This is a genomic window from Frigoribacterium sp. CFBP 8754, from assembly GCF_014841815.1.
GTDB lineage: Bacteria > Actinomycetota > Actinomycetes > Actinomycetales > Microbacteriaceae > Frigoribacterium > Frigoribacterium endophyticum.
Genome location: NZ_JACYUO010000002.1, coordinates 628,333 through 651,867, shown reverse-complemented (window position 1 = coordinate 651,867; position 23,535 = coordinate 628,333). Strand labels below are relative to the sequence as shown.

The following is a 23,535-nucleotide window of genomic DNA, read 5'->3' as shown; positions in this document are numbered from 1 at the left end:
GACGACATGGACGACGAGACGCGCTGGTTCTTCCCCCGCGGCGACCTGGCCCACGACGACTGGCAGACCGTGGTCGACGGCGAGCTCGACGGCTGGCAGCACACCGGCCTGCGCGTCGGGGAGCTCGCCGACGGTGCCGAGCTGCGGCTGGCCCCACGGCAGGTGGAGCGCATGGTCGTGCCGCTGACCGGCGACGTCGTCGTCGAGTGGAGCGACGAGCGAGGCGGCTCGGGGACGGTCGAGCTCGCCGGGCGGCCCTCCGTCTTCGAGGGGCCGGCCGACGTCGTCTACCTCGGGGTCGGCACGGAGGCGCGCCTCACCGGATCGGGGCGCGTCGCGGTCGCCGAGGCGCCCGCCGACCAGGTGCTCGACGTGCAGGTGCTGCGTGCCGCCGACATCCCCGTCGAGATCAGGGGCGCGGGCCGCTCCACCCGACAGGTGCACAACTTCGGGACACCGGCGGGCCTGCACGCCCAGAAGTTGATCGTCTGCGAGGTGGTGACCCCGGCCGAGAACTGGTCGTCGTACCCGCCGCACAAGCACGACGAGTCGGTGCCCGGGACGGAGTCCCGGCTCGAGGAGATCTACTACTTCGAGTCCGCCGTCAGCCGTGGCCTCGACGCCCCCGGCCAGGCCGACCCGTTCGGCATGTTCGCCACCTACGGCTCGCCTGCCGGGCAGATCCAGGTGGACCAGCTCGTCCGCACCGGCGACGTCGCCCTCGTGCCCTTCGGCTACCACGGCCCGGCCGTCGCCGCCCCCGGGTACGACCTGTACTACCTCAACGTCATGGCCGGCCCCGACCCCGAGCGTGCGTGGCTCATCACCGACGACCCCGCCCACGGCTGGGTCCGCAGCCAGTGGGAGTCGCAGGACCCGGACCCGCGCCTTCCCTACCTCCCCTCAGCAGCACCGAAAGGACCCCGTCCGTGACGACGAAGCGACTCACCGTCGGCCAGGCACTGGTCGAGTTCCTGGCCGCCCAGTGGACCGTCGACGGCGACGTGCGGGAACGCACGATCCCCGGCATGTTCGGCATCTTCGGCCACGGGAACGTCGCCGGCGTCGGCCAGGCCCTGAAGCAGTACCACGTCGACCGCCCCGGCCTGATGCCGTACCTGCAGGCTCGCAACGAGCAGGCCATGGTCCACGAGGCCGTCGGCTACGCCCGGATGCACCGGAGGCGCGCCACCTACGCGAGCACCGCCTCCGTCGGCCCCGGCGCCGCCAACATGCTCACCGCAGCGGCCCTGGCGACGACCAACCGCCTCCCTGCGCTGCTGCTGCCGAGCGACACCTTCGCGACGCGGGTCAGCGACCCGGTGCTGCAGCAGATCGAGATGCCGCACGACACCTCCCTGCAGGTGACCGACGCGTTCCGGCCGCTGTCGCGCTTCTTCGACCGGGTCGACCGGCCGGAGCAGCTGTTCTCGATCGCCCTCGCCGCCATGAGGGTGCTGACCGACCCTGCCGAGACCGGGGCCGTCACGATCGCCCTCCCGGAGGACGTCCAGGCCGAGTGGCTCGACGTCCCCGAGGAGTTCCTGCAGCCGCGGGAGTGGCACGTCCGTCGCCCCGTCCCCGAGCGCGGGCCGCTCGAGCGAGCCGTCGCCGCCATCCGGTCCGCGAAGCGCCCCGTCATCGTCGCCGGCGGGGGAGTGCTCTACTCCGGCGCCGAGCAGCAGCTCGACGCCTTCGCCCGGTCGACGGGGATCCCCGTCGGGACCACGCAGGCCGGGGGAGGCGCGCTCGCCTGGGACCACCCCCAGCACCTCGGCGGCATCGGCGCCACCGGCACGACCGCCGCGAACCGCATCGCGGCCGAGGCGGACGTCGTCATCGGCATCGGCACGCGCTACAGCGACTTCACCACCGCCTCCCGCACTGCCTTCCAGGAGGCGGGCGTGCAGTTCGTGAACGTCAACATCGCGTCCTTCGACGCCTACAAGCACGGCTCCCAGCTGCCCGTCGTGGCCGACGCCCGCGAGGCGATCGACGCCCTCGGCGCAGCCCTCGCGGAGCACACGGTCCCCGCCGAGCACGCGACGCGCGTCGCCGCCGAGAAGGCCGCGTGGGACGACCTGGTCGACGAGGCGTTCCTGCCGTCCGGTCTCGCACTGCCCGGCCAGCCCGAGATCATCGGCGCGGTCCAGGCCGCCAGCGACCCCACCGACGTCGTCGTCCAGGCGGCGGGGTCGCTCCCCGGCGACCTGCACAAGCTCTGGCGCGTCCGCGACCCGCTCGGCTACCACGTCGAGTACGCGTTCTCGTGCATGGGCTACGAGATCGCCGGCGGCCTCGGCGTCAAGCGCGGCGCCCCTGATCGCGACGTCATCGTCATGGTCGGCGACGGCTCGTACCTCATGCTCCACACCGAGCTCGTCACCGCCGTCGCCGAGGGCGTCAAGATCATCGTCGTGCTCATCCAGAACCACGGCTACGCCTCGATCGGGCACCTGTCCGAGACGGTCGGCGCCGACCGGTTCGGCACCCTGTACCGCAGGCTCGACCCCGACTCCCTCGACTTCCAGGGCACCGAGGTCCTCCCGGTCGACCTGGCGATGAACGCCCGCAGCTACGGGGTCGACGTCATCGAGGTGCAGCCCACCGAGGACGCCGTCGCCGACCTCACCGCCGCGCTGGCCACGGCCAAGGCGTCGCCCACGACCACCCTCATCCACATCAACAGCGACCCCCTCGTCTACGCCCCCGACGGCGAGGGCTGGTGGGACGTCCCCGTCGCTCAGGTCTCCACCCTCGACGCCACCGAGGCGGCCCTCGCCGACTACCGCGAGCACCGGTCGGCCCAGCGACCGCTCCTCGGCTGACTCCCTCCCCTCGACCTCACGACACGCTCACGAAAGGCACCGCCGCCATGACCGACACCGTCACCGATCCCGACGCCACACCCGTCGAGACCCCCTCCGCGACGACCGACCGGGGGCTGCGCATCGGCACAGCCCCCGACTCGTGGGGGGTGTGGTTCCCGGAGCACCCCAGCCAGATCCCGTGGCCGCGGTTCCTCGACGAGGTGCAGCAGGCCGGCTACCGGTGGATCGAGCTCGGCCCGTACGGCTACCTCCCCACCGATCCCCACCAGCTCGAGGACGAACTCGGCCAGCGCGGCCTCATGCTCTCGGCCGGGACGGTCTTCACCGGCTTCCACAAGGGCGACGACCAGTGGCAGCGCGCCTGGGACCAGGCCCTCGCCGTCGCGGGGCTGGCCTCGGCGCTCGGCGCCGAGCACCTCGTCGTCATCCCCGATCTCTGGCGCAGCGACGCCACCAGCGAGGTCCTGGAGGCGCGCACCCTCACCGACGACCAGTGGACGGCGCTCGGCTCCGGCCACGACAAGCTCGGCAAGGCGCTGCTCGAGGAGTTCGGGGTGAAGCAGCAGTTCCACACCCACGCCGACAGCCACGTGGGCACCCACCAGGAGACCGAGCGGTTCCTGGCCGAGACCGACGCCCGCTACACGAACCTCTGCCTCGACACCGGCCACTTCGCGTACTACGGCGGCGACGCCGTCCGCCTCGTCGAGACCCATCCCGACCGGATCGGCTACCTGCACCTCAAGCAGGTCGACTCCGACCTCCGCTTCACGGTCCTGAAGAACGACGTGCCCTTCGGCGACGCCGTCGCGATGGGCGTGATGGTCGAGCCCCCGAAGGGGGTGCCCGACCTGGCGCCGATCATCGAGGCGGTCAGCGACATCGACCCCGACATCTTCGCCATCGTCGAACAGGACATGTTCCCGGTCGAGTCGATCGACCTGCCGCTCGGCATCGCCACCCGGACCCGGGAGCACATCGTCAGCTGCTCGCGTCGCGTCCGTACCCACTAGTCGTCCCGTCACGCCGTTCGAAGGAGAACACCCATGAGCATCCCCAGCACCGGAAACCTCCGCGTCGCCGTCGTCGGCGCGGGCATGATGGGCGCCGACCACGTGTCGCGCATCACGCAGCGCATCAGCGGAGCGGAGGTCGTCGCCGTCGTCGACCCCGACGTCGCCCGCGTCACGGCAGCCGCGGATCTCGCTCCCGGCGCCGAGACCTTCGCGTCGTTCGAGGAGGCACTCGCCGCCACGCGCCTCGACGCGGTCATCATCGCGACCCCGGGGTTCCTGCACGAGCCCGTCATCCTCCCGGCCCTGGAGGCCGGACTCGCGATCCTCAGCGAGAAGCCCTTGTCCGACACCGTCGAGTCGAGCCTCCGCATCATCGAGGCCGAGCAGAGGCTCGACCGTCCGCACATCCAGGTGGGCTTCATGCGTCGCTTCGACGCAGGCTACCTCGAGCTGCGCGAGCTCGTCGCGTCGGGGGCCCACGGCGCGCTGCTCGCCCTGCACTGCGCCCACCGGAACCCGTCGACGCCTCCCAACTTCTCCGAGTCGGCCCTCATCACGGACTCGGTCATCCACGAGATCGACGTCGTGCCGTTCGTCGTGGGCGAGCCGATCGTGTCGATCGAGGTCAAGAAGCCCCGCCGCAACTCCCTCGCCCCCGACGGGCTGCGCGACCCGCAGTTCGTGCTCCTCGAGACCGCCTCGGGCGTGCTGGCGATCGTCGAGATCAACGTGAACGTGCAGTTCGGCTACCAGGTGACGACGGACGCCGTGTTCGAGAGCGGCGTGGCGTCCATCGGACGCCCGCAGGGCATCGAGGTGGCCGCGGCGGGCAGCACCGGCCAGGGCATCACGCCATCGTTCAAGGAGCGCTTCGGCGCGGCGTACGACGTCGAGGTCCAGCGCTGGGTCGACGCCGCGCACGCCGGCACCATCGACGGCCCCTCGGCGTGGGACGGCTACCTCGCGAGCGTCGTCGCCGACGCGGGCGTCGTCGCGCAGGCGTCGGGTGAGAAGGTGCCGGTGCGGTACGCGCTCGACAAGCCGGCCTTCTACGAGGTCTCGCCCGCCTCCTCCGTCCTCGCGGGGGCGTAGAGCATGGTGAAGATCGCCCTCGACCCGACGCCGCTGCACCACACCCACTCGCTGCTGGAGCTGCCCCGCAAGGTCGCCGAGCTCGGCTACGACCACCTCCAGCTGACCCCGCACGCGGACTTCATCCCGTTCTTCCGGCACCCGAAGGCCGACGACGACCTCGTCGACGCCTTCGCGGCTGCCTGCAGGGAAGCGGGGGTGCAGATCGCGTCCGTGCTGCCGGTGCTGCGCTGGTCCGGCCCGGACGAGGAGTCGCGACGCGCGGCCGTCAAGCAGTGGAAGCGGGTCATCGAGATCACGGCTCGTCTCGGCGTCGGCGTCATCAACACCGAGTTCAGCGGGCGCCCCGAGCGGCAGGAGGAGTCCGAGCGACAGTTCTACTGGTCGATGGAGGAGCTCCTGCCGATCTTCGAGCGCGAGGGGATCCAGGTGTACATCGACCCCCATCCCGACGACTTCGTCGAGGACGGCCTCGAGGCGCTGCGGGTCATCCGCGGACTGAACTCGCGGAGCGTCGGTCTCGCCTACGTGGCCTGCCACACGTTCCACTACGGCGGCGACATGGCCGGGATCATGGCGGCGGCGGGGCAGTCGCTGGGGCTGGTGCACATCGCCGACACGTTCGACCACAACCGATCGCACGGCCTGCGCTACATCAGCAACCCGCCCGGCACCGCGGCCCGGGTGCACCAGCACCTCAAGATCGGCGACGGGGACGTCGACTGGGACGGCTTCTTCGGCGGCCTGTCCGAGATCGGCTTCCTCGACCGGCCGGACACGATCGCCGTGTCGAGCGTCTTCGCCGAGGACGAGTCGGTCGACGAGGTCAGCCGGTACCAGCTCGAGCAGATCCGCTCCCGCATCGCCGCGGCCTGAGCCCCGCAGCACAGAAGAGAGCCGCCACGACGGGGGCTCGACGACCTCAGAGGAGAGCAATGAGCTCCACCACCGACACCAGCTCCGCCACCGGCACCAGCTCCGCCACCGACACCGGCATCTCCGCGCCGTCGTCCGACGACCGGCCGAGCCTGCTCCGCGCCGCACAGGACACCCCCACCAGCCTCTGGAACGACTCGGCGGACCCCGCCGAACTGGCTGCCTCGATCGCGTTCGGCGCCGTCGGTGCGACCTGCAACCCGGTGATCGCCTACACGGTGATCAAGAACAACATCGACACCTGGGGCCCTCGTCTGCGCGAGATGGCCGACGAGCACCCGACCGCCGGCGAGTCCGAGCTGGGCTGGCTCGCCGTCGAGGAACTGAGCGTCCAGGCGGCGAAGCTGCTCGAGCCCGCCTTCCGGGCATCGGGCGGTCGGGACGGTCGGCTGTCGATGCAGACCGACCCCCGCCTCCACCGGGACGCCGCGGCGCTCGTCGAGCAGGCCGTGCACTTCTCGGGGCTCGCGGACAACATCATCGTGAAGATCCCGGCGACGAAGGTCGGCATCGAGGCGATGGAGGAGGCCACGTACCGCGGCGTGAGCATCAACGCGACGGTCTCGTTCACGGTCGCGCAGGCGCTCGCCGTCGGCGCCGCGATCGAGCGCGGCCTCGACCGCCGCACGGCCGACGGGCTCGTGGACCACGAGTTCGGCTCGGTCGTGACCATCATGGGCGGTCGCCTGGACGACTGGCTCAAGGCCGTGGCGAAGCGCGACCACGTGCTGATCGAGCCCGGCCATCTCGAGTGGGCCGGCGTCGCGGCGCTCAAGAAGGCCCACCACGAGTTCGTGGCGCGCGGCTACCGGTCGCGGATCCTCTCGGCCGCGTTCCGCAACCACCTGCAGTGGAGCGAGCTCGTCGGCGGAGACCTCGTCGTCTCGCCTCCGTTCCAGTGGCAGGTCGACATCAACGCGAACTCGGTGCCCGCCGAGCACCGCATCGACGTGCCCGTCGACCAGGCCGTCCTCGACGCGCTGAGCGAGAAGCTCCCCGAGGAGTGGCACCGGGCCTACGACGTCGACGGCATGACGATCGACGAGTTCGAGCACTTCGGAGCGTGCGTGGTCACCCTGCGGCAGTTCCTCGAGGCCGATGCGCAGCTCGACGCCCTGGTGCGCGACGTCATCGTCCCTGCCGTCTGAGGCGCGGCGGGGGAGGCGCGGTGTCCGTCACGGACACCGCGCCTCCCTCATTCGACGTGGCACACGAGACCTTACTTTGTTAGCATGTAAGGACATTGCTCTCCGACAGAAGGACCCACCCCATGCCCCTCGTCCGCATCGACCTCATGTCCGGCCGTTCGCCGGAACAGGTCACCGCCATCGCCGACTCGATCCACGCCTCGATCGTCGAGGTCTACGGCATCCCCGTCCGCGACCGGTTCCAGGTCGTCACCGAGCTGCCCACGGGCCGCATCGTCGCCGAGGACGCCGGGCTGGGCTTCGAGCGGACCGACGGGGTCGTCATGATCCAGATCTTCACGCAGAGGGGGCGGAGCGACGAGACGAAGCAGGCCCTCTACGCCCGCATCGCCGCGGGGCTCCACGACCTGGGCGTCGCCGGCGAGGACGTCTTCATCGGGTACGTCGAGAACGGCCCCCAGGACTGGTCGTTCGGCTTCGGCGTCGCGCAGTACATGAACGGCGAGCTGAAGGTCCCCGCCGCGGCGCCCGCGGTCGGGTGACGCGGGCGCGCGCGCTCGCCCCTCGCTGCCTAGGCTGAGCCGATGGACCGCCTGACCCGCTACGAGCGTGACGGCCTCGTGTTCGAGACCACCGACTCCGGCCCCGCGGAGGGCGAGGTGGTCGTGCTGCTGCACGGGTTCCCCGCCACCCGGGCCAGCTGGCGCGACGTCGTGCCCCGGCTCGAGGCGGCGGGGCTGCGCTGCCTCGTGCCGCTGCAGCGCGGCTACTCGCCGGGCGCGCGACCGCGGGGGAGGCGCGCCTACCGGTCGACGGAGCTGGTCGCCGACGTCGTGGCCCTGCTCGACGAGGCCGGCGTCGACCGTGCCCACGTGGTCGGACACGACTGGGGCGGGGCCGTCGCGTGGAAGCTCGCCGCCGAGCACCCCGACCGGGTCGCCAGCCTCACGGTGCTGTCGACGCCGCACCCCGCCGCCCTGGCCGCCTCGCTGACGTCGTCGTCGCAGGCGCTGCGCTCCTGGTACATGGGCGCCTTCCAGCTGCCGTGGCTGCCCGAGGCGCTGCTCCGCCGCCGGCTGGCGCCCGTGCTGCAGGGCACGGGGCTGCCCGCCGAGCGGGCGGAGGAGTACGCGGACGCGATGCGCGACTCCCGGGCCCTCACCGGGGCGATCGCCTGGTACCGTGCCCTCTGGCTGCCGGGGGGAGGCGCGAGGCCGTCGCTGGCGACCGGTCGCGTCACCGTCCCCACCCGGTACCTGTGGGGTCGCCACGACACCGCGCTCGGGCGCCGCGCCGCCGAGCTCACGGAGCGTCACGTGTCGGGGCCGTACCGGTTCGTCGAGCTCGACGAGGGGCACTGGCTGCCCGAGGTCGCGCCGCGCGTCGTCGCGGAGGCCGTGCTGGACGCCGTGCGGGCGGACTGAACGACGAGGCCCGCGGCCTGACGGCGGCCCCGAGCCAGGGGCGGAGAGGGAACTGAGGTGGGGCCGGCATCGCGGACCCCTCCGCGGCGACCCCACCGCGAGGCCAGGGACCCGAATCCCACGACCTCGTGCGAACGGCTGAGCCGCCCGATGAGAGAGACAGTACAGGCTGTGAGCGCGAACAGGCGCGACGATGCCTCGACATGAAGAGGGTGTGACGCCCCTCGCGGTTCGGGCCGAGAGGGGCGTCCGTCCGCCGTCGGAGCGAGCCGACGGTGGGGCACATCGATCGGGGTACATCGAGGGCTAGGTGCCTCCAGGGGACAGCGCTCGACACTACGCTCCCGTCCGCCGCTCGCTCACAGGAATGCCTCGACGCGGCGTCCGCGCCCCCCGGGGCGCCGGTACGGTCGGGGGATGACCGACGCCACGCCCCCGGCCCTGTCCACCCGTCTGGTCGTCGCCGGCTCCCTCTTCGGCGGAGCGGCGCTCCTCTTCCTCCTGCGGCTCGTCGTCGTCGCGGCCGCGTCGTCGGCGTTCGTCTTCGTCACCGTGCTGCCGGTGCTGCTCTTCGCCGCCGCCCTCGTCGTGTCGGTCGCGCTCTGGCTGGTGAGCGGCAGCCGGTCCCAGCCGGGCATCGCGGGCCCCAGCCGCCCGGGCCGGCTCGGCCTGCGCATCGCCGCCGTGGCCCTCGTCGTGGTGCCGGCCCTGACCGCGGTGCTGCCGGCGCGCTCGCTGCTCGGCTGGCAGGTCGCCGTGCTCTCCAGCGCCGTGGAGTTCATCGGCCTGGTCGCGCTCGTGCTCGCCGCCGTCGTCGTCGTGCGGGTGCGCGTCGTGCCGGCGCTCGCCGGGTGGTCGCTGCTCGTCTGGGCCGCCCTCGCCGTGGTGCGGCAGCTCTTCTTCACGTCGCCCGTGTGGCTGGGCGAGGCCAGCGTCCTGATCGCCTGGGGAGGGCAGATCCTCGCCGTCCTCTCGGCGGCCTTCGTCGCGGTCGCCTGGCTGCTCGTCGGCCTGCGGCGGGCCCCGGAGGCGCGGGTCGGCTGACCGGAGCGGGCTCCGGTGGACTCGTGGCGCCGGTCGCGCCTACTTGTCGACGAGGGTGACCGAGAACGAGTAGAGGTCGGGGCGGTAGCAGTGGTACCCGACCTCGACCGCTCGCCCGGAAGCGTCGTAGGCCGTCCGGGTCATGGTGAGCAGCGGCCCGGCGGGCTCGATCTCGAGCAGCTCAGCCTCGCCGCGGGTGGCTGCACGGGCGCCGATCCGCTGCTTCGCCACCCGCATGGTCACCCCGCGGGCCCGCAGCAGCTGGTACAGCCCGTGGGCGGCCAGGTCGTCGGAGGCGAACTCGGCGAGGTCGCGCGGGAGGTAGTTCTCGAGCACCGCGACCGGCACGTCGTCGGCGAGCCGGAGGCGCCGGATGTGGTCGACGGCCGTCCCCGGGGGCAGGCCGAGCGCCGTCGCGACCTTGACGTCGGCGGGCACGACCTCGTGGCCCAGCAGCCGCGTCGACGGCGTCTGCCCGCTCGCGGCCAGGTCCTCGTAGAGGCTCGTCAGCTGCACGTCGCGCATCACCGGTCCGTGCACGACCTGGGTGCCGATGCCGCGGCGCCGCACGACCAGCCCCTTGTCGACGAGCTCCTGGATGGCGCGCCGGATCGTCGGGCGCGAGAGCCCCAGGCGCTCGCCCAGACCGACCTCGTTCTCGAGGCGTGAGCCGGGCGGCAGCTGACCGCTGAGGACGGCGGACTCGAGGCGGACGGAGATCTGGTACCAGAGCGGCACCGGGCCCCCGCGGTCCAGGTCGGCGAAGAGGTCCGCGGGCAGCTCTCCGAGGGGACCGGACGCGGCGGTCGGCTCGGCCGCCCCGGGCGTCGTTCCGGGCGTCGTCGCGGCGTCGGTCATCGTGCCCCCTCCGGGTCGTCGGACCTCCATGTGCGGACAACCCTACGCGTCGGTGCCCGCCCGGCGGGGCAGACCCGCCCCGCCGGGGGCGCGATCGGTCGGCGCGGGCCCGTGACGACGCACGGGGACGCGCGACGACGCACGGGGTCACGGGGCGACACATGACGTGATGATCCCTCGCGGGCCGACCCGCGCCTCCCTATGCTCGGCGGCACCCGGCGGGAGGCCCCCCGCCGCACCGACCCAGGAGGACACCATGATCAGCCTCGAGGCGCTGACCAAGGTCCACGTGACCGGCACGACGCGCACCACGGTGCTCGACCACGTCGACTTCTCCGTCGGCGCCGGCGAGATCGCGGCCGTCGTCGGCCCGAGCGGAGCGGGCAAGAGCACGTTGGCGGAGTGCGTCACGCTGCTGCAGCGCCCCACCTCGGGCCGGGTCGTCGTCAACGGCGACGACCTCACGGCCCTCGGCGAGCGCGACCTGCGGGTCGCGCGGCGCCGCATCGGCACGGTCTTCCAGTCGGACGGGCTCTTCGGGCGTCGCACGGCGGCCCAGAACGTCGCGCTGCCGCTCGAGTACCTCGGCGTCACGCGCGCCGAGGCGCGTCGCCGGGTCGCCGAGCTGCTCGACCGGGTCGGCCTCGGGCACCGGGCCGACGCCCGGCCGCACGAGCTGTCGGGCGGGCAGCGGCAACGCGTCGGCATCGCCCGGGCGCTCGCGCTCCGGCCCAGCGTGCTGCTGGCCGACGAGGCCACCTCCGGCCTCGACCCCGCCTCGACGGCGTCGATCGTGGGCCTGCTGCGCGAGCTGCGCGACGACCTCGGCCTGTCGATCCTCTTCGTCACGCACGAGATGGACACCGTGCTGCAGATCGCCGACAGCGTCGCCCGTCTCGACCACGGCCGCGTCGTCGAGCGGGGGCGGCTGCTCGACCTGCTGCGCGACCCCGCGTCGCCGCTCGGCACGGCGCTCCGCCCGGCCCGGCAGGCGGCCGAGGCCCCGCCCGGCGCGGGGCCGTGGCGGCTCGACTACGTCTCGGCCGACGTGCCGGCCGACTGGCCCTCCCGGCTCGGCGAGGCGCTCGGCGCCCCGGTGGCCCTGCTCGGCGCCTCGGTCGAGAGCCTGGGAGGCGCCACCGTCGGCCACGTCACCGTGGCCGTCCCCGAGGCGGTCACCGACCGCCTCCCCGGGGTCGCCGCGGCGCTCGGGCTCGCGGCCCGCCGCGCCGGGCAGGGCGCCGCCCCCGCTCAGACCCTGGACGTCGTGGGCGTCGTGGCCGGCGTGGCCGGCGCGGAGCTGGTCCGATGAGCGCCGTCCTCGCCGCCGGCGCGCCCGCCGCCTACGACAACTCGGTGCCCCTCGCCGAGATCCCCGCGCTCGTGCTGCCCGCGCTCGGCGACACCTTCCTCATGGTCGGCATCGTGATGGCGATCGTCGTCGTGCTGGGCGTGCCCCTCGGCGCGCTCGTGCACAACCTCGGCCCGGCCGGCCTCGCCCCCGCCCCCGCGGTGCACACCGTGCTCAGCGGGGTCGTGAGCATCGGCCGCTCCCTGCCCTTCCTCATCCTGATGGCGTCGATCGTGCCGTTCACCCGCTTCGTCACGGGCACGAACATCGGCATCGCCGCGGCGGTCGTCCCGATGTCGATCGCCGGCGTCGCCTTCTTCACGAGGATCGTCGAGAACTCGCTCCGCAGCGTCCCCTCCGACCGGGTGCGCGTCGCGACGGCGAGCGGGGCCTCCCCGCTGCAGATCGTCCGCACCGCCCAGCTCTCGGAGGCGCTGCCGAGCCTCATCGGCGGCCTCACGATCAACACGATCGCCATGATCGAGTACTCGGCGATCGCCGGCACCATCGGCGCGGGCGGCATCGGCTACGTCGCCGTCACCTACGGCTAACAGCGCTTCGACCACACGGTGATGATCGTCACGATCGTCCTCCTCGTGGCCACCGTCGCCGCGGTGCAGCTGATCGGCGACGCCGCCGTCCGGGCCACCAGCCCGGAGCCGGTGCCGCGCCGACGCTGGTGGCGTCGCCGCTCCGACGGGCCGACGCCCGTCGCCGTCACGGCCGTCACCGCCGTGTGACGTCGGCCGGGGCCCCTGGCGCACCGCGCCTCCGGCCCGTCGGCCCCGACTCCTCTCGTCTCCTCGTCTGCTCCTCTCCTCCTCACCGGACCCGGCCCCGCCGTGGTCGCCGGTGTGCCGCCACGCCCTCCGCAGCCCCGGCTGCCCGCTCCGAAGGACCCTGCTCATGCCCGAGAACACGCCCGCCGCCGCCGACCCCGCCCGCACGGCCTCCGCCGCGGCCTCCGCCCACGCCCACGACCACGGCTTCGAGCTGAAGCGGCGTCGTCGCTGGCCCTGGATCGCGGGCGGGGCGGCGGTCGTCGTCGCCGTCGCGGTCGCGGTCGTGGTGCCGCTCGTCCGCCCCGACGTGCCGGCCGTGGCCGAGGCGGGCGCGACCCTGACGGTCGCGACCGCCGAGGGCAACGCCTCGGAGCAGGCGCTCGTCCAGTTCGTCGCCGACGAGGTGGCCCCGAAGTACGGCATCTCGGTCGAGTTCGAGGGGCTGAGCGACAGCAACACGATCAACCGCGCGGTCAGCGAGGGCGAGATCGCCGGCACCGTCTACCAGCACTCCCTCTGGCTCGACCAGGTGCTCGCGGCCAACCCCGACTTCCGCGAGGAGGCGGCGACGCCGGTCTTCCGCTGGGGCTTCGGCCTCTGGTCGTCGAAGTACACCGACGTCAGCCAGATCCCCGACGGGGCGACGATCTCGCTCTACTCCGACCCGGCCAACGAGGCGCAGGGGCTGTCGGTGCTGGAGCGCGCCGGCCTGATCACGCTGAAGGACGGCGTCGACGTGGGCCACGCCACCCAGGACGACATCGCGTCGAACCCCAAGGGCCTCCGCTTCACCCTGCTCGACTTCGCGGCCCAGTCGCGGGCGCTGCCCGACCTCGACGCCGCCGTCGGCTACACCGAGTACTACCTGGCGGCCGGCGTCCCGATCGAGCAGCAGATCTTCGCCCCCGCCGCCCCCGACGAGTTCGCCGGCCAGCTCACGATCGGCAGCGACTTCGCCGACGAGGCGGCGGTGCGCAAGCTCGTCGAGGCGTTCCGCGACCCCGCCGTGCAGGATTTCCTCGCGACCGACCCGCGGGTCGCGGGCATCCTGCTGCCCCTCGACGCGGAGTAGACCGAAGGCTGGGCGCTCGCCCCCCGGGGAGAGCAGAGTGGGGGCGACCCCGGGCGCCCACCGTGCCCGGCCCTGCGCGAAGGAGCACACCGTGACCGACACCACCGGCACCACCAGCACCCACGACGACGACGTCGCCAAGCTCGCGGGGCTGCTCCGCGGCTTCGACTTCGCGATGCTCACGACCATCGACGAGAAGGGCGCCCTCGTCGGCCACCCGATGACCGTGCAGGAGGCCGAGTTCGACGGCGACCTGTGGTTCATCGTCGGGCAGGACTCCTCGGCCGTGCACCACCTGGGGCGCGAGCGGACGGTCGGCGTGACGCTGAGCTCGAACGACTCCTGGGTGTCGCTCGCCGGCACCGCCGCGGTGGTCGACGACCACGCGAAGCTCGAGGAGCTGTGGAACAGCCGCGTCGAGGCGTGGTTCCCCGACGGGCCCGCCGACCCCAACGTCGGCCTGGTGAAGTTCAGCGCCGACAGCGCCGAGTACTGGGACACCCCCGGCGGCAAGGTCGCCTCGGTGCTCTCCTTCGTCAAGTCGAAGGTGACCGGCGAGGCCCTCGAGGGCGAGAACGAGAAGATCGAGCTGTAGCGACGACCGTCGCGGCGAGACGCCGCGCCGCCGGAGGGCCCGGCACCCGAGCGGTGCCGGGCCCTCCGACGTCCGTCGACGAGCCGGTGTCAGAGCTCCCGGCCGAGCGACACCGTCTCCGGCTCGTCGGCGTAGTGGCCGTAGTCGGGCACCGGCTCGTACCCGGCCGAGCGGTAGAGCCGGATCGCCTCGGGGTGCGCCGTGTTGGTCTCGAGCACCATCCAGGTCACGCCGGAGTCGCGGGCCGACTCCTCGAGCCAGCCCAGCAGTCGTCGCGAGACTCCCCGGCCGCGGTGCCCGGGCTGCACGAACAGCCGCTTGAGCTCGCCGCGCCCGTCGGGCAGCAGTCGCCAGGCTCCCATGCCGACGGGCTGCCCCTCCCGCGAGCCCTCGCGGTCCGAGCCCGCCGGCTGCGGGCCCTCCGACAGGTACGCCACCGCGAACGCCCCGCGCGGCGGCTCGAACTCCGCGGCGTCGATCGGGCTCTCGTCGCGGCCGCCGTAGATCTCGACGTAGAGCTGCTGGAGGCCCTCGACGAGTTGCTGCACGTCGGGGTGGTCGTACGGGCGGGCGACGATGACGAGGTCGTGCGGTGTGGTCACCCGACCAGTCTGGCGGGGAAGGCGGTGCGCCGCCCCCACAGCGTGAGCACGAACGCCGCCGAGCCCCCGACGATCATGACGACGGGCAGCACGAGCCCGTCGGCGTGCTGGAGCAGCACCGCTCCGACGATGCCGGCCGCGAAGATCGCGACGTTGAACGCCACGGGCAGGAACGAGTTCGCGACGTCCTGCTCCGCGCCTCCCGCCGTCGTCAGGGCGGCCTGCAGCTGCGCCGAGGCGCCGCCGAAGGTGAGGCCCCAGAGCACGGCGGCGACGACGACCGCGGCGGTGACGTCGCGGCCGACGAGCAGCACGACCCCGGCCAGCACGAAGACGGCGAGGCTGCCGTGCAGCAGCGGCCGCGGGTGGCGGTCGAGCAGGGCCCCCGTCAGCACGACGCCCCCGATCGACGCGACGCCGTAGAGCAGCAGGAGGAGCTCGACCGAGAGGTCCGCGCTCGTCGACCGCAGGTACGGGGCGACGTAGGTGTAGATCGTGTTGTGCCCGAGCATCCAGGTGGCGATCACCGCGAGGATGACCGCGACGCCGGGCAGCCGTGCCACGCGGAGCAGGGGGAGGCGGCGGGCCGCCGCGTCGCCGGTCGCCGCGGGCGCCGTGGCGGCGGGCACCACGAGGGCGATGAGCACCGCGACCACCGTGGCCACGAGCGACAGCCCGCCGAACGACCAGCGCCAGTCGAGCGTGCTGCCGATCCACGAGCCGAGCGGCGTGCCGAACGCGAAGCCGAGCGGGGCGCCGGTGGAGACGATCGCGAGCGACAGCCCCGCCCGCGACGGCGGGCTGATCCGGCGGCCGTACGCCGCGAGCATGCCCCAGATGACGCCGGAGAAAGCCCCGGCGACGAAGCGGGAGGCCAGCGACAGGGCCACCTCGGTCGAGCCCGCCGTCACGGCGTTGGCGACGACGAGCCCCGCGACCGCGCCGAGCAGCAGGGGCTTGCGGCGGAGGCCGCGGGTCAGCGTGATGGCCGGCACGGTCACGACGACGGTGCCGAGGGCGTACGCGCTGATCAGGAGCCCGACCGAGCCCTCGCCGGTGTCGAGGCCCGCGGCGATCTGCGGCAGCAGCCCGGCCGGCATGGTCTCCATCGCGACCAGCACGAAGCCGATGGCGGCGAGCAGCACGAGGGCGACGACCGGCAGGCGCGTCACCTCGCCCTGCGGCGGCCGAGGGTCGACCGGGGCCGTCGCGCGGGTCGCGCTCACGAGCGCTCCGGCACGGCGTCGACGCCCTCGGTGGCTGCCCACGAGGCCAGGAGCGCGAGCCCCTCGGCCGACGGGCTGCCCGGCGCCGCCGGGTAGACGGTCATCGAGTGACCCGGGGCGTCCTGCAGCTCCATGACCAGGTAGTCGAGCTCGAGCAGACCCACGACGGGGTGACGGAACGACTTGGCTCCCGAGTAGTGTCGGCGCACCTCGTGGGCGGCCCAGCGCGCGCGGAACTCGTCGCTGCGCACCGAGAGCTCGCCGACCAGCTCGGCGAGGCCCCGGTCTCGGGGGTCGCGGCCGGCGTCACGGCGCAGGATGGCCACGTTGACGGCGGCCGCGCGCTCCCAGTCGGGGTAGAACTCCCGCGCCCGCGGGTCGAGGAAGATGAAGCGCGAGTGGTTCGCGGGCCGCTCGTCGCCGCGGTACATCTCGGAGTAGAGGGCGACGCCGAGGGCGTTGGCGGCCACCATGTCCATGCGCGTGTTCGTGACGAACGCGGGCGCCGCGGTGACCGCGTCGAGGAGGTGCTGCACCGGCGCCGCCAACGCGGCCCCGCGTGCCTCGACGACGGGCCCGCGGCGTCGGGTGGGCGCGAACGAGCGGGCCAGGTCGTACAGGTGGTCGTGCTCGGCGCGGGTCAGCTCGAGGGCGCCGGCGATGGCGTCGAGGACGCTGTCGGAGACGCCGCCGAGGTCGCCCCGCTCGAGGCGCGTGTAGTAGTCGACGCTCACCCCGGCGAGCGTCGCGACCTCGTCGCGGCGCAGCCCCGGCACGCGCCGGCGACCACCGCCGCGACCGAGGCCGGCCTGCTCGGGGGTGATGCGCGCCCGGCGGCTGGAGAGGAAGTCGCGCACGTCAGCTCGGGGGTCCATGCCGACGACGATACGGGCGGCCCGGCTGCGGAGGCAGGCCCTGCGAGGGCCCGCCTCGGGGGCTCGCCGCCCCCGCTACGACTCCAGGTGCCCCAGGTCGGGCTCGGCCACGAACGACACCTCGGGCCGAGCCGCGGCGCCGGTCTCGAAGACGACCAGGTCGTTGTCGCCGGCCCGCAGCTGCTCGCCGGGCACGTAGAGCGTGTGCTGGGGGCCGCGCGTCCAGTACCGACCGAGCGCGAAGCCGTTCACGAAGGCCACGCCCTTGCCCCACGAGCGCGTGTCGAGGTAGAGGTCGGCGGGCTCGTCGACGGTGACGGTCGCATGCGCGAACACGGGCCCGTCGAGGAAGCGCACCGAGCCCGCGGCGCGGTCGGCACGACGGGTGACCGTCGCCACCATCGCGTCGAGGTCGAGCGGCAGCGACTCCCACTCGAGCAGCTCTGTGCCGTCGAGCAGGGCGGGGCCGACGAGGCCCTTCGCCTCGCCGATGTGGCGGCCGTAGTTGACGCGGCCCTGGTCCTCGACGAGCACCTCGAGCCGCGCGCCGGGCGGCACGACGATCGAGCGCTCGTGCTGGTCGCGCTGCAGCACGCCGACGCGGCGGCCGTCGACCGAGACGACGGCGCGGTCGCGCACGCCCGCGAACGAGAGCGCCCGGGGGCCGTCGCCGGCCGGCAGCGCCACGCGGTGCAGCGAGAACCCGCGGAAGGCGCTGAGCTCGTCCATGGTGGGCACGGCCGCGGTGCGGTGCCACTGCCCGGCGGCGGGGGCCACGGCGGCACGGCGACGGGTCGCGGTCGCGACCGACGCGCGCGTGTCGACCCGCGACTCCTGCCCGGCCGCCCCGGCCTGCCCGCGGTCGTCAGCGTCGCCCGCGTCGCCGACCAGCTGGTCGAGCGGCACGACGGCGTCGAAGTCGGTCCGCAGCACGGGCGCCGGCGTGCGGCGCGCGGGCAGCTCGTCGGGCACCGGCGCCCAGCGGGCGATGACGTCGCGGAACGCGAAGAACTTGTCGGTGGGGAAGCCCGCCTCGTCGAGGGGGGCGTCGTAGTCGTACGAGGTGACGTGCGACTGGTACGTGCCCTTGTGGTTCGCGCCGTTGGTGAAGCCGAAGTTGGTGCCGCCGTGGAACATGTAGATGTTCACCGAGGCCCCGGCCGCGAGCAGCGCGTCGAGCTCGCCCGACGCCTCGGCGACGGGGGTCGTGTGGTGGTGCTCGCCCCAGTGGTCGAACCAGCCGTCCCAGAACTCCGAGCACATCAGCGGGCCCGTCGGCTGGTGGCGACGCAGGGTCGCGAGGCGCTCGTCGGCGCGCGAGCCGAAGGAGCCCGTGCGGTGCAGGTCGGGCAGGCTGCCGCGCGAGAGCATCTCGTCGGTGGGCTGGTCGACCGTGGTCAGCGGCACGGTCACGCCGGAGGCGCGGGTCAGGTCGACGAGGTGGCGCAGGTACTCCGAGTCGTCGCCGTACGCGCCGTACTCGTTCTCGATCTGCACGAGCACGACGGGGCCGCCGGCGTCGATCTGCCGCGGCACGACGATCTCGTAGACGTGGGCGAGGAACTCGTCGACGGCGGCCAGGTAGAGGGGCTCGCTGCGGCGGACGCCGACCGCGGGGTCGTCGAAGAGCCAGCCGGGCAGCCCGCCGCCGTCCCACTCCGCGCAGATGTAGGGGCCGGGGCGCACGATCGCGTGCATGCCCTCGGCGGCCACCAGGTCGAGGAACCGGCCGAGGTCGAGGCCGCCGGTCGCGTCGAACTCGCCGCGCTGGGGAGAGTGGGCGTTCCAGGCGACGTACGTCTCGATGGTGTTCAGCCCCATCAGCCGCGCCTTGTGGATGCGGTCGGCCCACTGGTCGGGGTGGACGCGGAAGTAGTGCAGCGCGCCGGCGAGGACGCGGTGCGGGGCGCCGTCGAGCTCGAAGTGCTCGGGGCCGACGACGAAGCGGCGGCTGGTGGCGGCGGAGGCGGGCACGGGGCTCGACATGTGGCGTGTCCTGTCGGTGGCGGGGAGTGCGGGGGGAGGTGCGGCGGACGCACGGCGGGGAGGCGCGACCTGCGTCGTGCCTCCCCGCCCGGTGCCCGGGAGCGCGGGCGTTACTTCGTGGTGACGTCGAAGCCCTGCTGCGTGCCGTAGTCGGCGGACGCCTTGCCCCACGCCTCGAGGACGGGGTCGAGCGAGGTGCCGTTCGAGTAGGCCGACGACGCGCTGTCGCTGTAGATGCTGTTCGCGTAGACCTGGAAGGGCAGGTACTGCCAGTCGGGCACCACGTCGGCAGCGGCCTGAGACAGGACCTCGTTGATCTTCTGGCCGCCGAAGTACTCGGGGGCCTCGGCGAGGAAGGCCGGGTCGTTCAGGTCGGACGTGGTCGAGGGGAACCCGCCGGCGTCGAACGAGATCTGCTTGCCCTCCTCCTCCGCGGTCGCGAACTTGGTGAACTCCGCCGCGACGAGCTTGTTCGACGACTGCTCCATCACGGCGATGGACGATCCGCCGTTCTCGGCGGTCGCGGTGTCGCCCTCGGTGTACTGGGGCATGGGGGCGACGCGCCACTGGCCGGAGCCCTCGGCGGCCTGCGCCTCGAGGTTGCCGGGCATCCAGGCGCCCGTCAGCAGCGTGGCGATCGAGCCGTCGCTGAGGCCGCGGAACCACTCGTCCGTCCAGCCGGGGGTCTGCGCGAGCGAGCCGTTCTCGACCAGCGTGTTCCAGGTCGAGGTCCACTTCTTCGCGCCCTCGTCCTGCAGGTCGATCGAGACCGTCTCGCCGTCCACCTTGTACGGCTGACCGCCGGCCTGCCAGATCATGCTCGTGGTGAAGCCGGCGTCGCCGGTGTCGCTGGTGATGAACTGGTTCGGATCGGCCGAGTGCATGGTCTCGGCGGCCGCGACGTACTCGTCCCACGTCGTCGGCACGGCGATGCCGTACTTGTCGAAGACGTCCTGGCGGTAGAACATCGCCATGGGGCCGGAGTCCTGGGGGAGCGCGTAGACGGCGTCGCCGTCGGTGACGGAGTTCCAGGTGGAGGCGGTGAAGTCGTCCTCGAGGTCGTCGTAGCCGAAGCCGCTCAGGTCGGCCAGCGAGTCGCTGAGCGAGAACTGCGGGATCGCGAAGTACTCGACCTGGGCCACGTCGGGCGCGCCCTTGCCGGCCTTGATGGCGTTCTGCAGCTTGGTGTACTGGTCGGCGCCGGTGCCGACGTTCTGCACGTCGACGGTGATGTCGGGGTACTTGGCCTCGAAGGCCTCGGCGATGGGCTCGACGGCCGGGGCCCAGGCCCAGACGGTGATGGTCGACTTCTCCGTCAGGGCCGCGGCGAGCTCGTCGGCCGACGCCGTGTCGGGGCTCGAGCCGCCGCCGGAGCCGGAGGAGCAGGCCGCGAGCGAGCCGGCGAGGACGACGCCCAGGCCCAGCGCGATGGCGCGCTTGGCGGAGCGGGGGAGGGAACGGGACATTGTGGTGCCTTTCACTTCATCGTGGAGGTGGTGCCGTGGTGATGGTGCGGGTGATGGTGCGGGTGGTGGTGCAGGGGGGAGGACGAGGGAGGCGCGGGTCGCGACGGCGTCAGGCCTTGACGCCGCCGGCCGACAGGCCGGACTGCCAGTAGCGCTGGAGGAAGAGGAACGCGACCACGATCGGGATGATCGCGAGGAACGACCCGGTGATGACGAGGTTGTAGATCGGGTCGCCGCCGACGGTGGTCGACTGGGCGTTCCACTGGTTCAGGCCGACCGTCAGCGGGTACCAGCGCGAGTCGCTCAGCATGATCAGCGGCAGGAAGTAGTTGTTCCAGGTCGCGACGATCGAGAACAGCAGCACCGTGATGAGGCCGGGGCTGAGGAGGCGCAGGCTGATCGTGAAGAAGGTGCGCACCTCGCTGGAGCCGTCCATCCGGGCGGCCTCGAGGATCTCGTTCGGCACGGAGTCGACCGCGTACGTCCAGATCAGGTACAGGCCGAAGGGGCTGATCAGGGAGGGCAGGATGATCGCCCACGGGGTGTTCGTCAGGCCCATCTGGCTGAACATCAGGAAGGTCGGGACGGCCAGGGCCGTGCCGGGGATGGCCACGGCGCCGAGCACGACGGCGAAGACCGCCTTCTTGCCGGGGAAGTCGAACTTGGCCAGCCCGTAGCCGGCCAGGGTGGCGAGCAGCGTGGCGCCGCCGGCGCCGACGACGACGTAGAGGAGCGTGTTGCCGAGCCAGCGGATGAACTCGCCGTCGCCGTAGGTGAAGACGCCCGCGATGTTGTCGAAGAGGGCGAAGTCGCCGCTGAACCAGAGCCCGAACGAGCTGAAGAGGGCCTCCTGCGTCTTGGTCGAGTTGACCAGGAGCCAGAAGAGGGGCAGCACCGAGTAGATGAGCAGCAGCGCCATGACGAGCGTGAGCAGCACGCTGCGCTTGTCGCGCGGGGCGCCGGCGCGGCGCTTGCGGTCGCGCGTCTCGCGCGTGGGGGTGACGGTCGGGGTGCCGGCGTCGGGCGCCGCGAGGGGGGAACCGGTGAGGGTCGACATGGTCAGGCGTCCTTCCGCGAGCCGACGAGCTGGACCACGTAGGCGACGACCATCGTCAGGACGCCCATGATGATCGCGATCGCGGCGGAGTAGTTGAACTGCTGGCCTGCGAACGAGAGGTTGTAGGCGTACATGTTCGGGGTGAAGTACGTGCTGATCGAGTTCGGCGCGAGCGTCTGCAGGATGTTCGGCTCGTTGAAGAGCTGGAAGCTGCCGATGATCGAGAAGATGATGCCGATCACGATGGCCCCGCGGATGGCGGGCAGCTTGATGTTCTTCACGATGCGGAGCGGGCCGGCGCCGTCGAGCTCGGCGGCCTCGTAGAGGTCGGGCGAGATGACGCGGAGGGCGGCGTAGAACAGCAGCATGTTGTAGCCGACGAACTCCCACGTGACGATGTTGCCGATCGACGCGAGGATCCAGCCCTGCGAGAGCAGGTCGGGGAGGGCCCACCCCGTGAGGTCCTCGAGGTTGCCGACGAGCCCGAAGCGATTGCCGTAGATGAAGCCCCACATGAGGGCGGCGACCACGGCGGGGACGGCGTAGGGCAGGAAGATCGCGATGCGGAAGAACGACGTGAGGTGCAGCCGGGCCGAGTCGAGGGCCAGCGCGGCGACCAGGGCGATGATCAGCATGATCGGCACCTGCACGACGAGGAAGAGCGCGACGCGGCCGAGGGCGTCCCAGAAGTTCGGGTCGCTGAGCGCCTGCGCGTAGTTCGCGATGCCGACGAAGGCGTTGCCGCCGATCATCTTCTCCTGGAACAGGCTGAGGTAGATCGCGTAGACGACCGGGGCGACGAGCACCACGAGGAAGACGGCGAGGAAGGGGAGGACGAAGCCCCAGCCCGTCCAGCGACGCTTGTCGCGACGGATCGGGGCGCCGCCGCCCACGGAGCTCGGGGCTGCCTCGGCCCTCGGCCGGGCTGCCGGTGTCGACAACGTCGTCATGTCCATCCACTTCGTCGGGGTTCGTCTCGCAGCCACTGATTGGGTGTTTGCGTAAACATCTGGGATGCTCGCAACCATGACACCTTCGACGCCGATCGTCAAGTCGAGCAGCCGGCGCCCCTCCCGCACGCGCACCGTCTCGATGGCGGACGTCGCGGCGCGCGCCGGCGTGTCGTCGCAGACGGTCTCGAGGGTCTCGAACGGCGCCGCCAACGTCGAGGCGGGCACGCGTCAGCGGGTGCTCGACGCGATGGCCGAGCTCGGCTACCGGCCGAACAGCGCCGCCCGGGCGCTGAAGACCGGGCGCTTCCGCAGCATCGGCGTGATCATGTTCACGCTCTCGACCCTCGGCAACATGAAGACCCTCGACGCCATCGTCACGGCCGCCTCGGGCGCGGGCTACACGATCACCCTGATGCCGGTCGCGCACCCCACCGAGGGCGAGGTGGCGGGCGCGTTCAGCCGCCTGCAGGAGGAGGCGGTCGACGGGGTCGTCATCATCATCGAGGCGCAGATGCTCGACCGCGCCGACCTCATCGTCCCGGTCGGCCTGCCCGTCGTCATCATCGACTCCGACGCGGTCGACCCCTACGTCGTCGTCGACACCGACCAGGAGCAGGGCATGCGCCTGGCCACGCAGCACCTGCTCGACCTCGGCCACACCCGCGTCGTGCACGTGGCCGGGCCCGCCACCTCGTACTCGGCCACGCGCCGCGCGACGTCGTGGCTCGACACGATGCGCGACGCCGGGCTCGAGCCGGAGGCGCCCCTCGGCGGGGACTGGACCACCGCCTCCGGCTACCGCATCGGGCTCGAGATCGGTCGTCGCGACGACGTCACGGGCGTCGTGGCGGCGAACGACCAGATGGCGCTCGGCGTGATGCACGCGCTGCACGAGCTCGGCCGCTCCATCCCCGGCGACGTCAGCGTGGTCGGGTTCGACGACACGGAGGAGTCCGGCTCGTTCTGGCCGCCGCTCACGACCGTGCACCAGAACTTCGGCGAGATCGGGCTGCGGTCGATGCACGTGCTGCTCGAGATGCTCGAGGGGCAGGAGCCGTCGGCCGACCGCATCGTGCCGACCCACCTCGTCGTCCGCGAGAGCGCGGGGCCGCCGCGCGCCTGACCGCGCCCTGCTCTCGGCCCCGCGACTCCGCCCGGCCCCGCGTCGCCGCCAGGTGACGGAGCGGGTGAAATGTCGGTGCGCCGACGGCGCGGGGGCGC

General features: G+C 72.7%; 23 protein-coding genes. 15 read left to right on the top strand and 8 right to left on the bottom strand.

Annotated elements, in window-relative coordinates; genetic code table 11:
* Positions 1–6: 6 nt before the first annotated feature.
* From iolB to IFT72_RS09390, 9 genes are all read left to right on the top strand, one after another.
* Positions 7–933, top strand: coding sequence for a 5-deoxy-glucuronate isomerase (gene iolB / locus IFT72_RS09430; protein ID WP_192046373.1), 927 nt, complete (start codon positions 7–9; stop codon positions 931–933).
* Complete coding sequence (iolD, locus tag IFT72_RS09425; protein ID WP_192046243.1) at positions 930–2,828, top strand: 3D-(3,5/4)-trihydroxycyclohexane-1,2-dione acylhydrolase (decyclizing); 1,899 nt, start codon at positions 930–932, stop codon at positions 2,826–2,828. Before iolB ends, iolD begins: the two co-directional genes overlap by 4 nt.
* Before the next feature lie 47 nt (positions 2,829–2,875).
* Positions 2,876–3,844 (top strand): sugar phosphate isomerase/epimerase, encoded by a 969-nt coding sequence (locus tag IFT72_RS09420; protein WP_192046242.1) that lies wholly within the window; start codon positions 2,876–2,878, stop codon positions 3,842–3,844.
* 33 nt (positions 3,845–3,877) lie between these two features.
* Positions 3,878–4,939: a Gfo/Idh/MocA family protein gene (locus IFT72_RS09415; protein ID WP_192046241.1), complete on the top strand. Its 1,062-nt coding sequence runs from the start codon at positions 3,878–3,880 to the stop codon at positions 4,937–4,939.
* A gap of 6 nt (positions 4,940–4,945) precedes the next feature.
* Entirely contained in the window at positions 4,946–5,815 is an 870-nt protein-coding gene (locus tag IFT72_RS09410) for a sugar phosphate isomerase/epimerase family protein (RefSeq protein ID WP_185234123.1), read from the top strand.
* Between the two features lie 59 nt (positions 5,816–5,874).
* On the top strand, positions 5,875–7,023 hold the full coding sequence (locus IFT72_RS09405; protein WP_192046240.1) for a transaldolase family protein: 1,149 nt from the start codon (positions 5,875–5,877) through the stop codon (positions 7,021–7,023).
* A 122-nt stretch (positions 7,024–7,145) separates the two neighbouring features.
* The gene (locus tag IFT72_RS09400; RefSeq protein ID WP_192046239.1) at positions 7,146–7,565 is read left to right on the top strand and encodes a tautomerase family protein; all 420 of its coding nucleotides are present in this window, start codon (positions 7,146–7,148) and stop codon (positions 7,563–7,565) included.
* A 42-nt stretch (positions 7,566–7,607) separates the two neighbouring features.
* A complete protein-coding gene (locus tag IFT72_RS09395; RefSeq protein ID WP_192046238.1) occupies positions 7,608–8,447 on the top strand; it encodes an alpha/beta fold hydrolase in 840 nt (279 codons plus the stop codon).
* Between the two features lie 417 nt (positions 8,448–8,864).
* Positions 8,865–9,491 (top strand): hypothetical protein, encoded by a 627-nt coding sequence (locus tag IFT72_RS09390; protein WP_192046237.1) that lies wholly within the window; start codon positions 8,865–8,867, stop codon positions 9,489–9,491.
* 39 nt (positions 9,492–9,530) lie between these two features.
* On the opposite strand, the gene IFT72_RS09385 is transcribed toward IFT72_RS09390, so the two are convergent.
* A complete protein-coding gene (locus IFT72_RS09385; RefSeq protein ID WP_192046236.1) occupies positions 9,531–10,349 on the bottom strand; it encodes a GntR family transcriptional regulator in 819 nt (272 codons plus the stop codon).
* A gap of 256 nt (positions 10,350–10,605) precedes the next feature.
* Here IFT72_RS09385 and IFT72_RS09380 point away from each other — a divergent pair, with 256 nt between their 5' ends.
* From IFT72_RS09380 to IFT72_RS09365, 5 genes are all read left to right on the top strand, one after another.
* Entirely contained in the window at positions 10,606–11,661 is a 1,056-nt protein-coding gene (locus IFT72_RS09380; RefSeq protein WP_192046235.1) for a methionine ABC transporter ATP-binding protein, read from the top strand.
* Positions 11,658–12,251: a methionine ABC transporter permease gene (locus IFT72_RS09375; RefSeq protein WP_244634319.1), complete on the top strand. Its 594-nt coding sequence runs from the start codon at positions 11,658–11,660 to the stop codon at positions 12,249–12,251. Before IFT72_RS09380 ends, IFT72_RS09375 begins: the two co-directional genes overlap by 4 nt.
* Before the next feature lie 21 nt (positions 12,252–12,272).
* A complete protein-coding gene (locus tag IFT72_RS16030) occupies positions 12,273–12,440 on the top strand; it encodes a hypothetical protein (protein ID WP_244634318.1) in 168 nt (55 codons plus the stop codon).
* Positions 12,441–12,606: 166 nt separating this feature from the next.
* On the top strand, positions 12,607–13,554 hold the full coding sequence (locus IFT72_RS09370) for a MetQ/NlpA family ABC transporter substrate-binding protein (RefSeq protein ID WP_192046234.1): 948 nt from the start codon (positions 12,607–12,609) through the stop codon (positions 13,552–13,554).
* Positions 13,555–13,645: 91 nt separating this feature from the next.
* Positions 13,646–14,149, top strand: a complete 504-nt coding sequence (locus tag IFT72_RS09365; RefSeq protein ID WP_056056933.1) for a pyridoxamine 5'-phosphate oxidase family protein — start codon at positions 13,646–13,648, stop codon at positions 14,147–14,149.
* A gap of 89 nt (positions 14,150–14,238) precedes the next feature.
* On the opposite strand, the gene IFT72_RS16025 is transcribed toward IFT72_RS09365, so the two are convergent.
* The 7 genes from IFT72_RS16025 to IFT72_RS09330 all read right to left on the bottom strand — a co-directional run bounded on the left by IFT72_RS16025 (position 14,239) and on the right by IFT72_RS09330 (position 22,311).
* Positions 14,239–14,751: a GNAT family N-acetyltransferase gene (locus tag IFT72_RS16025; protein WP_192046233.1), complete on the bottom strand. Its 513-nt coding sequence runs from the start codon at positions 14,749–14,751 to the stop codon at positions 14,239–14,241.
* On the bottom strand, positions 14,748–15,977 hold the full coding sequence (locus IFT72_RS09355; protein ID WP_371741237.1) for an MFS transporter: 1,230 nt from the start codon (positions 15,975–15,977) through the stop codon (positions 14,748–14,750). Before IFT72_RS09355 ends, IFT72_RS16025 begins: the two co-directional genes overlap by 4 nt.
* On the bottom strand, positions 15,974–16,852 hold the full coding sequence (locus IFT72_RS09350; RefSeq protein WP_192046232.1) for a helix-turn-helix transcriptional regulator: 879 nt from the start codon (positions 16,850–16,852) through the stop codon (positions 15,974–15,976). The genes IFT72_RS09355 and IFT72_RS09350 overlap by 4 nt, the downstream gene beginning before the upstream one ends.
* Positions 16,853–16,927: 75 nt before the next feature.
* The gene (locus tag IFT72_RS09345; protein ID WP_192046231.1) at positions 16,928–18,838 is read right to left on the bottom strand and encodes a beta-galactosidase family protein; all 1,911 of its coding nucleotides are present in this window, start codon (positions 18,836–18,838) and stop codon (positions 16,928–16,930) included.
* A 110-nt stretch (positions 18,839–18,948) separates the two neighbouring features.
* Positions 18,949–20,304 carry an ABC transporter substrate-binding protein gene (locus tag IFT72_RS09340; protein ID WP_192046230.1) on the bottom strand — a complete coding sequence of 452 codons (1,356 nt, stop codon included), beginning with the start codon at positions 20,302–20,304 and terminating at the stop codon, positions 18,949–18,951.
* A 109-nt stretch (positions 20,305–20,413) separates the two neighbouring features.
* The gene (locus IFT72_RS09335) at positions 20,414–21,361 is read right to left on the bottom strand and encodes a carbohydrate ABC transporter permease (protein ID WP_056056922.1); all 948 of its coding nucleotides are present in this window, start codon (positions 21,359–21,361) and stop codon (positions 20,414–20,416) included.
* A 2-nt stretch (positions 21,362–21,363) separates the two neighbouring features.
* Positions 21,364–22,311 (bottom strand): carbohydrate ABC transporter permease, encoded by a 948-nt coding sequence (locus tag IFT72_RS09330; protein WP_056058994.1) that lies wholly within the window; start codon positions 22,309–22,311, stop codon positions 21,364–21,366.
* Between the two features lie 76 nt (positions 22,312–22,387).
* On the opposite strand from IFT72_RS09330, the gene IFT72_RS09325 reads away from it, so the two are divergent.
* Positions 22,388–23,437 (top strand): LacI family DNA-binding transcriptional regulator, encoded by a 1,050-nt coding sequence (locus IFT72_RS09325; protein ID WP_185233606.1) that lies wholly within the window; start codon positions 22,388–22,390, stop codon positions 23,435–23,437.
* The last annotated feature ends 98 nt before the right edge of the window (positions 23,438–23,535 follow it).